The 12,841-nt window shown below is 69.6% G+C and carries 9 protein-coding genes and 1 pseudogene; 5 read left to right on the top strand and 5 right to left on the bottom strand.

From position 1 onward, the window contains the following. Nucleotides 1-86: 86 nt before the first annotated feature. Nucleotides 87-1,361, bottom strand: coding sequence for an extracellular solute-binding protein (locus ACWD5Q_RS27810; RefSeq protein ID WP_451429797.1), 1,275 nt, complete (start codon nt 1,359-1,361; stop codon nt 87-89). Nucleotides 1,362-1,815: 454 nt separating this feature from the next. Between ACWD5Q_RS27810 and ACWD5Q_RS27815 the strand changes: the two genes are divergently transcribed. Together ACWD5Q_RS27815 and ACWD5Q_RS27820 are read left to right on the top strand one after the other, a co-directional pair. Further along, a complete protein-coding gene (locus tag ACWD5Q_RS27815; RefSeq protein ID WP_451429798.1) occupies nt 1,816-2,850 on the top strand; it encodes a LacI family DNA-binding transcriptional regulator in 1,035 nt (344 codons plus the stop codon). Between the two features lie 101 nt (nt 2,851-2,951). Continuing rightward, a complete protein-coding gene (locus tag ACWD5Q_RS27820) occupies nt 2,952-3,821 on the top strand; it encodes a phosphatase PAP2 family protein (RefSeq protein WP_451429799.1) in 870 nt (289 codons plus the stop codon). Nucleotides 3,822-3,885: 64 nt separating this feature from the next. Here ACWD5Q_RS27820 and ACWD5Q_RS27825 read toward each other — a convergent pair whose 3' ends face one another. Then, nucleotides 3,886-6,888: a bifunctional [glutamine synthetase] adenylyltransferase/[glutamine synthetase]-adenylyl-L-tyrosine phosphorylase gene (locus ACWD5Q_RS27825; RefSeq protein WP_451429800.1), complete on the bottom strand. Its 3,003-nt coding sequence runs from the start codon at nt 6,886-6,888 to the stop codon at nt 3,886-3,888. A 390-nt stretch (nt 6,889-7,278) separates the two neighbouring features. On the opposite strand from ACWD5Q_RS27825, the gene ACWD5Q_RS27830 reads away from it, so the two are divergent. Next, the gene (locus tag ACWD5Q_RS27830; RefSeq protein ID WP_451429801.1) at nt 7,279-8,532 is read left to right on the top strand and encodes a pentapeptide repeat-containing protein; all 1,254 of its coding nucleotides are present in this window, start codon (nt 7,279-7,281) and stop codon (nt 8,530-8,532) included. A gap of 56 nt (nt 8,533-8,588) precedes the next feature. Here ACWD5Q_RS27830 and ACWD5Q_RS27835 read toward each other — a convergent pair whose 3' ends face one another. From ACWD5Q_RS27835 to ACWD5Q_RS27845, 3 genes and pseudogenes are all read right to left on the bottom strand, one after another. Further along, nucleotides 8,589-9,026, bottom strand: a complete 438-nt coding sequence (locus ACWD5Q_RS27835) for a DUF6083 domain-containing protein (RefSeq protein ID WP_451429802.1) — start codon at nt 9,024-9,026, stop codon at nt 8,589-8,591. Between the two features lie 525 nt (nt 9,027-9,551). Beyond that, a complete protein-coding gene (gene glnA / locus ACWD5Q_RS27840; RefSeq protein ID WP_451429803.1) occupies nt 9,552-10,913 on the bottom strand; it encodes a type I glutamate--ammonia ligase in 1,362 nt (453 codons plus the stop codon). A 253-nt stretch (nt 10,914-11,166) separates the two neighbouring features. Further along, a pseudogene (locus tag ACWD5Q_RS27845) lies at nt 11,167-11,271 on the bottom strand (transcriptional regulator); the annotation flags it as partial. Nucleotides 11,272-11,440: 169 nt separating this feature from the next. On the opposite strand from ACWD5Q_RS27845, the gene ACWD5Q_RS27850 reads away from it, so the two are divergent. Together ACWD5Q_RS27850 and ACWD5Q_RS27855 are read left to right on the top strand one after the other, a co-directional pair. Next, the gene (locus tag ACWD5Q_RS27850; protein WP_451429804.1) at nt 11,441-12,124 is read left to right on the top strand and encodes a DUF3105 domain-containing protein; all 684 of its coding nucleotides are present in this window, start codon (nt 11,441-11,443) and stop codon (nt 12,122-12,124) included. Next, on the top strand, nt 12,121-12,744 hold the full coding sequence (locus ACWD5Q_RS27855; protein WP_451429805.1) for a DUF305 domain-containing protein: 624 nt from the start codon (nt 12,121-12,123) through the stop codon (nt 12,742-12,744). Before ACWD5Q_RS27850 ends, ACWD5Q_RS27855 begins: the two co-directional genes overlap by 4 nt. Nucleotides 12,745-12,841 lie beyond the last annotated feature (97 nt).

Below are 12,841 nucleotides of genomic sequence, written 5' to 3' on the forward strand. Positions count from 1 at the left end.
GGGAGGGGCTGGGCACGGCCGGTGGCCGCCGGATCTCTCCCCCCGTGAGTCAGGGAGATCCGGCGGCCGGCACGGGCTTGACGGGCTTACTTGCTGAAGTCGGGGACCAGCTTGGCGATCGCCAGCTCCGCGTTGCTCAGGCCCTTGTCCAGCGACTCCTTGCCGCCCGCGATCTTGGGCAGCTCGGTGTCGAGCGGGCCCCACAGCGAGCTGTACTCGGGCAGCGCCGGGCGCGGCTGGGCGGCGGCGAGCACGCTCTGGTAGCCGGAGATGCCGGGGTCGGCCTTGACCTGGGCGGTGTAGGCGTCCTGGCGGGTCGGCAGCGTGGAGTTCTTCAGGGCGATGGTCTCCTGGGACTTCGCCGAGGTCATGTAGTTGACGAACTTCAGCGCCGCGTCCTGGTGGGCCTTGTCCGAGCCCGCGTACACCGAGAGGTTGTGGCCGCCGGTCGGGGCGCCCGCCTTGCCGGTGGAGCCGGCCGGGACGGTGGCGATGCCGAGGTTGGACTTGTCCGTGAAGGCCGAGCCCTTGTAGAAGTTCGTGATCTCCCAGGGGCCCTGGACGATCGCGGCGACCTTGCCGTTGACGAACGCGTCCTGGATGTGGGCGTAGGCGTCGGCGGTGGTGTCGGCCTGGTGCAGGCCCTTGCCGGAGAACAGGCTCAGCCAGGTGCCGTAGGCCTTCTTCGCGGGGGCCGAGTCCACGGTGATCTTCTTGGCGGGGACGTCGACCGTGTCGGTGCCCTCGCCGTAGAGGAAGCACTGGGCGTAGTAGGCCTGGGTGGAGCCCCAGTAGCCGTCGACGCCGGTCTTGTCCTTGACCTTGGCGGCGTCGGACTTCAGCTCGTCCCAGGTCTTCGGCGCCTCGGTGATCCCGGCCTTCTTGAACAGGGCCTTGTTGTAGACCAGCGCGAGGGTGTCGGTCACCAGGGGCACGCCGTAGGTCTTGCCCTGGTACTGGGCCTGCTGGATCAGGCTGGACTGGAACTTGTCCTTGTCCGTGAGGGCCGCGGTGCCGTCCAGCGGCAGGAAGTAGCCCTTCTTCGCGAAGGCGGGGGTCCAGCCGACCTCGGAGCGCAGCACGTCCGGGGCGCCCTGGGAGCCGGCGGCGGTGTCGAACTTGTTCTGCGCCTGGTCGAAGGGAACGTTGACGTACTTGACCTTGATCTTCGGGTTGGCCTTCTCGAAGTCCGCGACCAGGGTCTTGTACGTCGGCGCCTCGTTGGTGGCGTTGGACGTGTCCCACCAGGTGAGGGTGACCGGACCGTCCGCCTTGCCGCTGCCGCTGTCACTTCCGCCGCAGGCCGTCGCCGCGAGGGCAACGGACGCCACCAGCGCGGTGGCCGCTATGCCACGCCGCATGAGTTCTCCTTGAGGGTGAAAGCCCGTGTAGCTACAGGTGGCGGTCCCGTCCGCCGCCTCTGCCGGCTGTGCCGACGGGGCCCCGCCCGCTCGAGCGAGGTCGAGAGGGGAAGGTGCCGCCGGGCGACGTGAACGTAACAGCGATGCAACCAGCGCGAAAGACCTTGCAGAAAAAAAGTGCAAGAGCCGACAATGGTTACCGGTCCGTGATCCCGCCGTGAGGGTCGGTACACCCGGATTCCGGGCTGATCCACCGGGCATGGGCCCGTGTGCAAGACTCTGCAAGCTCTTGCCATGCGTTGCCGTGCGGGGACCATCCCCTTGCGGACACGGACGCCGAACACGATCACGAGGGAGCGCGATGACGCAGCAACCCGCAGCGGGCCGGTCAGCCGCCCGGGCCCGGCGTCCGATTGGTGGGCAAGCCGAGACCCGAGGGGTACAGTCCCATCCCGTGACCACACGGCTCGCCGACATCGCGGTACAGGCAGGGGTCAGCGAGGCGACCGTCAGCCGTGTTCTCAACGGGAAGCCGGGCGTCGCCGCGACCACCCGCCAGTCCGTCCTGGCCGCCCTCGACGTACTGGGCTACGAGCGTCCGGTGCGGCTGCGCCAGCGCAGCGAGGGCCTGGTCGGACTGATCACCCCGGAGCTGGAGAACCCGATATTCCCCGCCCTCGCCCAGGTCATCGGCCAGGCGCTGACACGGCAGGGGTACACCCCGGTCCTCGCGACCCAGACCCCCGGCGGCTCCACCGAGGACGAGCTCACGGAGATGCTGGTGGACCGCGGGGTGGCGGGCATCATCTACGTCTCCGGGCTGCACGCGGACACCACCGCCGACACGCAGCGCTACGAGCGGCTGCGCGCCCAGGGCGTGCCCTTCGTCCTGGTGGACGGCTTCTCCCCCAAGGTGCAGGCACCCTTCATCTCCCCCGACGACCGGGCCGCGATGTCGTTGGCGGTCACCCACCTCGTGTCCCTGGGGCACACCCGGATCGGGCTGGCGCTCGGACCCCGGCGTTTCGTACCGGTGCAGCGGAAGATCGAGGGCTTCGTCCGCGCGATGCAGGACCAGCTCGGGCTGTCTGGCGAGGACATCGAGTCACGCCTGGTCCAGCACTCCCTCTACACCCTGGAGGGCGGCCAGGCTGCGGCGAGCGCGCTCATCGACCGGGAGTGCACGGCGGTGGTGTGCGCGAGCGACATGATGGCGCTGGGCGCGATCCGGGCGGCGCGGCAGCGGGGGCTGGAAGTCCCCACGGACATCTCGGTGGTGGGTTTCGACGACTCCCCGCTCATCGCCTTCACGGACCCGCCGCTGACGACGGTCCGCAAGCCGGTTCCGGCGATGGGGCAGGCGGCCGTGCGGACGCTGCTGGAGGAGATCGGCGGGACGCCCGCGCCGCACAGCGAGTTCGTGTTCATGCCGGAGCTGGTGGTGCGGGGATCGACCGCATCGGCTCCCGGGGACCGCAGTCGTCCCTAGTGCTGCGAGCTCCTCCAGGGGTCCCCCAGGTGGAGAACATGTGGCCACAACCCTTCCTGGTGATGATCGGCGGGGAGAGTTTTCTGGCAGACTCTGTGCCCATGGGTGACAGGACCGCGACGACAGTGGAAGGCCGGGGACGGGCCGTGCCACAGGACGTCACGGCCGAGACGGCGGACCGCGCGGGACCGAGTCCGCTGCGCAGGCTGCGCGCTCCGCGCCGCCCGCGCTTCTGGTTCGAGATCCTGCTCATCGGGGTCAGTTACTGGACGTACTCCCTGATCCGCAACGCCGTACCGGAGCAGAAGGCGCAGGCACTGGCCAACGCGGACGGGCTGTGGCGCCTCGAACACCATCTGGGGATAGCGGTCGAGGACTCGGTCAACCACGCCGTCAACTCGGTGACCTGGCTGATCATCGGAATGAACTACTACTACGCCACGCTGCACTTCGTGGTGACGCTCGGGATCCTGGTGTGGCTGTACCACAGCCATCCCGGCCGGTACGCGGCCACGCGGCTCACGCTGTTCGCCACGACGGCGGTGGCACTGCTCGGCTACTACTTCTTCCCGCTCGCGCCACCCCGCCTGATGAACGGCGGGGACTTCGTGGACACGGTGGTGGTCCACCACACCTGGGGTTCGATGGCGTCGGGCGATCTGAAACACATGTCGAACCAGTACGCGGCCATGCCCTCGATGCACATCGGCTGGTCGCTGTGGTGCGGCCTGACGCTGTTCGCCCTGGCCACGGTGAACTGGGTGCGGGTCCTGGGCCTGCTGTACCCGGCGGTGACGCTGACGGTGATCGTGGCCACGGCGAACCACTTCTGGCTGGACGCGGTCGGCGGGGCGCTCTGCCTCTCGTTCGGTATCGCGGCGGCCTGGCTGTGGTACGGCGCCCTGCCCTACGCACTGCCGCGCCGGGTGGCGGGGGCCGGCGGCCCGGTGCTGCTGCCCACCAAGACCTGAGGACGCCCACCGCCCGCCGCCCACCGCCCACCGCCCACCGTCACCGGCTCGTGACGGACCGCCGTCACGAGCCGTAGAAGAGCTCCTCCACCACGGTCCTGGCCCTGCGCGTCGTCCGCCGGTAGTCGTCCAGCATGTCGCCCACGTGCCCCGGCCCGTACCCCAGGTAGCGGCCCACCGCGGCCAGCTCCCGGCTCTGCGACGGGAACGTGTCACCCGCTCGCCCCCGTACCAGCATCACCGCGTTGCGCACCCGGGACGCGAGCACCCACGCCTCATCCAGGATCGCCGCGTCCTCCTCGGACATCAGCCCGGCCCGGCGGACGGCGGCGAGGGCGGCGCGGGTGCGGGTGGTGCGCAGGCCCGGTTCCGCCGCGCCGTGCTGTAGCTGCAGCAGTTGGACCGTCCACTCCACGTCCGACAGGCCGCCCCGGCCCAGCTTCGTGTGGAGCGTCTTGTCCGCGCCCCTCGGCAGCCGCTCCGACTCCATGCGGGCCTTCAGCCGCCGGATCTCGCGCACGGCGTCGCCGTCGAGGCCCGCCGCCGGGTAGCGCAGCGGGTCGATCAGCTCGATGAAGCGGCGGCCCAGGTCCTCGTCCCCGGCCACGGGCTCGGCCCGCAGCAGCGCCTGCGACTCCCACACCAGCGACCAGCGCCGGTAGTACGCCGCGTACGACGCCAGGGTGCGCACGAGCGGCCCCGACTTGCCCTCGGGCCGCAGATCCGCGTCGATGAGGAGCGGCGGGTCGGTGCTCGGCAGCTGGAGCAACCGCCGCATCTCCGCCACCACCTTGTTCGCCGCCTCGCCCGCCTCCCGCTCGTCCACGCCGTCCCGGGGCTCGTGCACGAACAGCACGTCCGCGTCGGAGCCGTAGCCCAGTTCGTGTCCGCCGAAGCGGCCCATGCCGATGACGGCGAACCTCGTGGGCAGGGTGTCGCCCCAGACGGCCCGCACGACCGCGCGGAGGGTGCCCGCGAGGGTGGCCGCCGTCAGGTCCGAGACCGCGCCGCCGACCAGGTCGATCAGTGCGCCCTGGTCGGGCCGGGCGGGGGCGTCCTCGCTGCCGTACGAGCCGACGATGTCCGCGGCGGCCGTACGGAACAGCTCGCGCCGGCGTACCCCCCGTGCCGCCGTGACCGCCTGCTCGGCGTTCTCGGCGCGGCCGACCGCGGCGAGGATCTCCTGCTCCAGCGGGGCCCGCCGCCGTGGTTCGAGCCCGCCGCCGCTGCCGTCGCCGTCGCCGAGGAGGGCCACGGCCTCGGGGGCGCGCATCAGCAGATCGGGGGCGAGCCGGCCCGCGGACAGCACCCGGGCGAGGTTCTCGGCGGCGGCGCCCTCGTCCCGCAGCAGCCGCAGGTACCAGGGGGTCTTGCCTAGCGCGTCCGAAACCTTCCGGAAGCCCAGCAGGCCCGCGTCCGGGTCGGCGGAGTCCGCGAACCAGCCGAGCAGAACGGGCAGCAGGGTGCGCTGGATGGCGGCCTTGCGGGTGACGCCGGAGGCCAGCGCCTCCAGATGGCGCAGCGCGGCGGCCGGGTCCGCGTAGCCGAGCGCGACGAGGCGCTCCCGGGCCGCGCCGGGGCTCAACCGGGTCTCGCCGGGCGCGAGTTGGGCGACCGCGTCGAGCAGCGGCCGGTAGAACAGCTTCTCGTGCAGCCGGCGTACGACACCGGTGTGCCGCCGCCACTCGCGCCGCAGCTCCTCCACGGGGTCGGTGCGCAGGCCGAGGGAGCGGCCGAGGCGCCGCAGATCGGACTCGCCCTCGGGGACGAGATGGGTACGGCGCAGCCGGTAGAGCTGGATGCGGTGCTCCAGGGAGCGCAGGAAGCGGTACGCCTCCTCCAGTTGCACGGCGTCGGCGCGCCCGACGTAACCGCCGGCCGCGAGCGCCTCCAGGGCGTCCAGGGTGGTGCCGCTGCGCAGCGAGGTGTCGGCCCGCCCGTGCACCAACTGCAGGAGCTGTACGGCGAATTCGACGTCCCTGAGGCCGCCGGGACCGAGCTTCAGCTCGCGCTCGACCTCCCCGACGGGGATGTTGGCGACCACCCGGCGGCGCATCTTCTGGACGTCCGCGACGAAGTTCTCCCGCTCGGCGGCCCCCCAGACGAGGGGGGCGAGGGTGGCCACGTACTGCTCGCCGAGTTCCCCGTCGCCGGCCACCGGGCGGGCCTTGAGCAGGGCCTGGAACTCCCAGGTCTTGGCCCAGCGCTGGTAGTAGGCGAGGTGGCTGCTCAGGGTGCGCACGAGGGGACCGTTGCGGCCCTCGGGCCGCAGATTGGCGTCGACGGGCCAGATGCTGCCCTCGACGGTCGTCTCGGAGCAGATACGCATCATGTGCGAGGCGAGCCGGGTCGCGGCCTGCAAGGCCTTGCGCTCGTCGCCGTTGTGCGCGGTCTCGCCGACGAAGATCACGTCCACATCGGAGACATAGTTCAGCTCGTGGCCGCCGCACTTGCCCATCGCGATCACCGCGAGCCGGCAGAGCGCGGCGTCGTCGGGGGCGGCGGCCCGGGCGAGGGCGAGAGCGGCCCGGAGGGTGGCGGTGGCGAGGTCGGCCAGTTCGGCGGCGGTCTGGGCGACGTCGATGGTGCCGCACACGTCGCGTGCGGCGATCGACAGCAGAGCGCGGCGGTAGGCGACGCGCAGGGAGACGGGGTCGGTGACGTCCGCGAGCTGCCGTTCGAATTCCTCCACCCCGGGGTGGAGGTCCTGGGGCTCGTAGGTGACCAGGACGTGCCAGTCGCCGGGGTGGCGGGCGAGGTGGTCGGCGAGCGCGGCGGAGGCGCCGAGGACACCGAGCAGCCGGTCCCGCAGGGGCTTGGCCGCGATCAGCGTGTCGAGCAGCTCGCGCCGGGCGGTGGGGGCGGGCTGCGCCTCCAGGAGGCGGACGAGTCCGTGCAGCGCCAGATCCGGGTCGGCGGTCGCGCCCAGGGCCTCGAGCAGCACGGGATCGGTCCGTATCGGCGCCAGCTCGACGCTCTGAAGGAGCCGCTCGGCGGCGGAGGGGTCGGTGAAGCCGTGCCGCAGCAGCCGTGTGAAGGTACTGCTCCTGCGCCCCGGCACCGTCATCCTCGGCCTCCCGTCGAACCCGCGCTCGTACCAGCCGGCGGATCAAGGTCTACGAGCCCGAGCCTAACCGGAGTATCCCGCGCGGAGCCCGGTGTGAGGGGCGTCGAATTCCCCCGGCGTGCGCGGCCTGCCCTGCCACGGAACCGTCCGGCTCCCGGAGGAGGACGCGACCAGCCGCGCCGACCGCCCTCCACACCGAGCGGGAGCGCCCGTCCCTGTCCCCAGGTGAGTCGTCCGGCCTCGGTGCCGGCGGCGCCCGGCCGATGTCCTCGGCCCGGACGCCCGGGTGACGTCTCTGGAACTCCGCCCCGAAGCCGTCGCTCAGGGCATACTCCACGGGTAGCCGGTTCGACGCATCAGGGCTGCACGGGCGGGGGCGGGATCGGAACGGTGGACTTCACTTCCTGGGCTGACTGGGCACGCGCACTGCTCGGTGCGACCGTCACCCACGCGATGACGCTGCTGATCTGGAAAATGGTGGTGAAGGCAGCCACGTTCAGCGATCCGTACGAACGCACAGGGCGTCACATCCTTTTAGTCCCTCGCCGGCTCGTCCGCCCACGCATGGACGTGGTCGGCAGCCAGTTGCGCGCTTCCACTGCTCTCCGGCGGTTCCAAGGGCTTCCGCCTACGTCCCCGTACCTGCCCGATCTGGTGGAGCTGGACCGCTCCACGCGTCAACTGCAAGCGGGTCGCCGGATCTGGACCCGGATCATCCCGTGTGCACTGGTGCTCTCCAGCGTGACACTGGGGACCTGGCTCGGCCTTCAGTACATGACGAGTGGTCCCTTCTCGGAACTGCCGAGTCTTTACCACGTCCTCGATGCCACGTTGGGCTCGATGGGGTGGTACGACTGGAACGGCGGCGACTGTACTTCCTGGACCGTGCTGAGGGGCTGTGAAGCGTCGGCCGTACCGTGGTGGAGCGGTACCGAGTCGGGGTTGGCCCTTGGCATCGCCGCAGGATGGCTCCTTGCCGCGTGGAGGCTCCGTCGCGTCGCCACTCGGGAAAAGCAGGCGGAGCGCGTCCACAAGGACGCGAAAAAACGACTCCCGGACGACGTGCAGGCCGCACTGAACGTTCTGGGATCGCGACAATTGAACGTGGACTCGGACCCGGTAATAGACCTGCGCAACACCTTCCTGGTCGGAGCGAACCTTTACGGCTTGAATTTCAACGACGCGGATTTTCGCGGTGCCGACCTGACCGAGGCGTATCTGGACAGCGGCTCTTTCGAAAACGTCTGGTTCGATGACGCACAAATGTCCGGGTCCATCCTGAGCGATGCGGAGTTCGACCAGGCTACTTTTCTCAATACCGACCTCAAGAACGCCTCGTGGGATGGGGCACGTTTCGAGGACGCGGATCTCACCGGCGCCGACCTCACCGGCGCCACCCTGTCGAACGGCGAAAGCGGCGTATCCGTCGACCTCAGAAGGGCAGGGCTGGCCGGCGCGAACCTGACCGAGGCCGACCTGACCGGTGCAGACCTCAGGGGGGCCAATCTCAGCGGTGCTCCCGATCAAGGCATCTCGGCGGCGAAACTCGTCGGCACGAACTTCACCGACGCCGATCTCACCGGGGCGCTGCTGGATGGCACCGACAGGCAGAAGGCCACCTGGAACGGAGCGAAACTGCCCTGACCTGCCAGGGCGGTCCCAGGAGGGGGCATTCCCGGCGCCATGGGACTGGCGCCTGATCAACTCCCGTCCTGCGGTTTCTCGTTCGCCGTGGCCTCAGGGGCGGAGCAGAACATGGCGTGAGCCGCGTACACGGGGTCCCCTGGGCGAGGGTCCATGGCCCCGACCTTCACGGCGATGATCTCAACGGGCACGAGCGAGTGACGGGCCCTGAGGGGCATCAGTCGCCAACGGTACTCGTGCGGGACCTCTTTCGCCGTCATCTGCTCCAGCTCAAGGTGCACCCACCGGCCATAGTTCGTCCGCCGGCGCTGGATGACCTCCCCGCACTTCTCGCAGGGCGGGATGGGCTCCGCGAACCAGGTGACGTCGTCCGGGTCGGGCTCCGGGGCCGGCGAGTCCGTGGCGCCCCCGCCGATCGCGATTTTGTTGGCCTCCACGTTCCAGCAGTGGTCACAGAGCATGGTCATCATCGGGATGTGGCCGGGTTCGCGCACACTCGGATCGACACGGCGGCACTCGTGTCACGCCGACTCACTGAAACCGTCAGGCATCGCCATTGGTCGAGTCTGGACAGACATCTCTGGACTGCGACAGGGCGGGATTCCGCCTATTTTCCGCAGGCCGGCACGAGTGAACCGGGATCGCTGGGGCCACTTGCGACTCTGGCGACCCAGGGATATAGCCGGGAGTAATTCTCTCGACCACATCCTTTTCAGGTCGATAATCACTGACCCTGACTCGGCAAATCGGCAGTCGTCCGGCATGGCACCGGTCGTCGAGGTTCGCCGCGAGAGGTCCGTCGCGACCCGCATTCGTCCGCCTCTGAGGCGTAAATACCACGCTGACCTGCGAGCTCACCGGCATCACAGAGGCATCGGTCTCGGCCGGAACGAACCCCACCACGATCCCGAACCGGCAACAGCCCACGTCAGGGCAGACAGAAGCACCTCCGGCGCGCGCCACGGCATTTACCACGCCCCCGGCGCGCACCGAAGGTGCGCTGGATCGCTGACCTGCGGCTACAGCACCGGCAGGTTCTTGCGCAGCTCGAATGCCGTGACCTCCGAGCGGTACTCCTCCCACTCCTGCTTCTTGTTGCGCAGGAAGAAGTCGAAGACGTGCTCGCCCAGGGTCTCGGCGACGAGGTCGCTGCGCTGCATCAGGGCGAGCGCCTCGCCGAGGTTCTGCGGGAGGGGCTCGATGCCCATCGCCCGGCGCTCGGCGTCCGTGAGGGCCCACACGTCGTCCTCGGCGCCCGGCGGCAGCTCGTAGCCCTCCTCGATGCCCTTCAGGCCGGCGGCGAGCAGGACCGCGTAGGCCAGGTACGGGTTGGTGCCCGCGTCGAGCGAGCGGACCTCGACCCGCGCCGATCCGGTCTTGCCCGGCTTGTACATCGGGACGCGGACCAGGGCGGAGCGGTTGTTGTGGCCCCAGCAGATGTACGACGGCGCCTCGCCGCCCGCGCCCGCGGTGCGCTCGGAGCCGCCCCAGATGCGCTTGTAGGAGTTCACCCACTGGTTGGTGACCGCCGAGGTCTCCGCCGCGTGCCGCAGCAGACCCGCGATGAAGGAACGGCCGACCTTGGAGAGCTGGTACTCGGCGCCCGACTCGTAGAACGCGTTGCGGTCGCCCTCGAAGAGGGACAGATGCGTGTGCATGCCGGAGCCGGGGTGCTCCGAGAACGGCTTCGGCATGAACGTCGCCTGCACGCCCTGTTCCAGCGCCACCTGCTTCATGACCAGGCGGAACGTCATGATGTTGTCCGCCGTGGAGAGCGCGTCCGCGTAGCGCAGGTCGATCTCCTGCTGGCCCGGCGCGCCCTCGTGGTGGGAGAACTCGACCGAGATGCCCATCGACTCCAGCATCGTGATCGCCTGGCGGCGGAAGTCCATGCCGACGTTCTGCGGGGTGTGATCGAAGTAGCCGGAGTTGTCGGCCGGGGTCGGGCGGCTGCCGTCGAGGGGGCGGTCCTTCAGCAGGAAGAACTCGATCTCCGGGTGGGTGTAGAAGGTGAAGCCGAGGTCGGAGGTGCGGGCGAGGGCGCGCTTGAGGACGTAGCGCGGGTCCGCGAACGACGGGGAGCCGTCCGGCATGAGGATGTCGCAGAACATACGGGCCGTGCCCGGGGCCTCGGCACGCCAGGGCAGGATCTGGAAGGTCGACGGGTCCGGCTTGGCGATCATGTCGGACTCGTAGACCCGCGCGAAGCCCTCGATGGCGGAGCCGTCGAAGCCGATGCCCTCGTCGAAGGCCTGCTCCAGTTCAGCGGGCGCCACGGCCACGGACTTGAGGAAGCCCAGCACGTCCGTGAACCACAGGCGTACGAAACGGATGTCGCGCTCCTCCAACGTCCGGAGCACGAACTCCTGCTGCTTGTCCATCTTCCGCTTCCCCATCCTTGCTGGTCAGGCCGCCTGTCGCCGATGCCACGGGAGAGACGGTCGGGCACCTGAGCATCCCACCACAACTCCGTTTCGTACGCGTTGCGGACCTTGATCGGCCGACCGGTCCCGGACCGGACGGCTCCGTACGGCAGGTGTTCCGCTCTGCTGCCCATCTTGCCTGTTCGCCGGCCCATTCGTCATGGCCGTCCCAGTCCGGTTCCGCCCCCCCTTTTTCATCCGCCGCCCTGTCGAGTTCGGCGACGACCTTGGCGGCGTGCGTGCAGGGCATGTCCATGACCTTCGCGACCTCGCGGGTCGTGGGGCTGGACTCGCCGGCGACGGCGAGCCGCGTCATGAACGCCGGGGCCTTCTGCAAGAGTCCCGGCAAATAATGCGCATCTCGTCTTTAAATTATCGGAACGAAAGCCGCTTCTTCGGTCATGAGTGTGTCCGGTCTACGTCCGGGCCGCCCGGCCCCATTACCATCGACGGTCCCGAACGTTCCTTCTCCATAAGGACTGGCCATGGGTTCCGCCAACAAGACCGGCTCTGCCGACCGCAAGGCCCGGATAGAGGCGATGCGTCGCGCAGAGCACGCCCGTGAGCGGCGTAACCGGATCCTCATGATCGCGGCCAGCGTGGTCGTCGTCGGCGGTCTCGTCGTCGGCGGGGTCGTCCTCGTCCAGTCCCGGACCGGCGACAAGGCCGCCGCGGCGAGCGACCCGAAGGGGGAGACGAAGAAGGGCGACACGGGCCACTTCGTCACCGGCGCGGACGGGGTCAGGACCTGGAAGGGCACGCTGGGCCGCACCCACACCACCACGCCCGTGGCCTACCCCATGGAGCCCCCGGTCGGCGGCAACCACAACCCGGTGTGGCAGAACTGCAACGGCGACGTCTACACCAAGCCGGTCAACAACATGAACGCCGTGCACTCCCTGGAGCACGGCGCGGTCTGGGTGACGTACAACAGCAAGGCCGCCAAGAGCGACGTCGACGCGCTCGCCGCCAAGGTGAAGAAGACGCCGTACACGCTGATGAGCCCCGTCGAGGACCAGAAGGACCCGATCATGCTCAGCGCCTGGGCCCATCAGCGCACGGTGAAGAGCGCGAACGACCCGGCCGTGGACGCGTTCTTCGCCGCGTTCGTCCAGGGCTCCCAGACGCCCGAGCCGGGCGCCGCCTGCACGGGCGGGCTGGGCCAGTGAGGCACATCGGCTGGATCGCCGGGGCCGCGGCGGCGGCGCTCGTCGCGGCCGGGGCGATCACCTACGCCGCGGCCGAGGACAACGGACCCACGGCGAAGGTGCCCACCGCCGACTCCGCGGACGCGGGCTTCGCGCGGGACATGTCGGTCCACCACCAGCAGGCCGTGGAGATGTCGTACATCGTGCGCGACCGCACGAAGAACGAGGAGGTGCGCCGGCTCGCGTACGACATCGCGCAGACGCAGGCCAACCAGCGCGGCATGATGCTGGGCTGGCTCGACCTGTGGGGTCTGCCGAAGGTGTCCGCCGATCCGCCGATGACCTGGATGGGCATGGGCGACATGCCCCCCGGTGAGGACGGCGCGCTGATGCCGGGCATGGCCACCAACACCGACCTGCGCAAGCTGAACACGCTGCAGGGCAAGCAGGCCGAGATCCTCTACCTGCAACTGATGACCGACCATCACAAGGGCGGCATCCACATGGCCGAGGGCTGTGTCGCCAAGTGCACGGTCGGCGTGGAGAAGAAGCTCGCCCAGGGCATGGTCGACGCACAGCAGTCGGAGATCGAGCTGATGGCGACGATGCTCAAGGAACGGAACGCCAAGCCGCGCGACTAGTGCCAAGGCCGTTCAGTTTGTGGGTGGGTGGGGTTTGTCAAGGTAGCCGCGAGCTGTGGTTTCGCCGGACATGAGGAGCGGAGCCCCGGTAGAACTG

This window comes from Streptomyces sp. NPDC002513 (assembly GCF_053595355.1).

Bases quoted from the DNA above. Each gene is read 5' to 3' on its own strand.
- ACWD5Q_RS27825 (WP_451429800.1), bottom strand. From the start codon at position 6,888: ATGACGGTGCCGGGGCGCAGGAGCAGTACCTTCACACGGCTGCTGCGG.
- ACWD5Q_RS27850 (WP_451429804.1), top strand. From the start codon at position 11,441: ATGGGTTCCGCCAACAAGACCGGCTCTGCCGACCGCAAGGCCCGGATA.
- glnA (WP_451429803.1), bottom strand. From the start codon at position 10,913: ATGGACAAGCAGCAGGAGTTCGTGCTCCGGACGTTGGAGGAGCGCGAC.
- ACWD5Q_RS27820 (WP_451429799.1), top strand. From the start codon at position 2,952: ATGGGTGACAGGACCGCGACGACAGTGGAAGGCCGGGGACGGGCCGTG.
- ACWD5Q_RS27810 (WP_451429797.1), bottom strand. From the start codon at position 1,361: ATGCGGCGTGGCATAGCGGCCACCGCGCTGGTGGCGTCCGTTGCCCTC.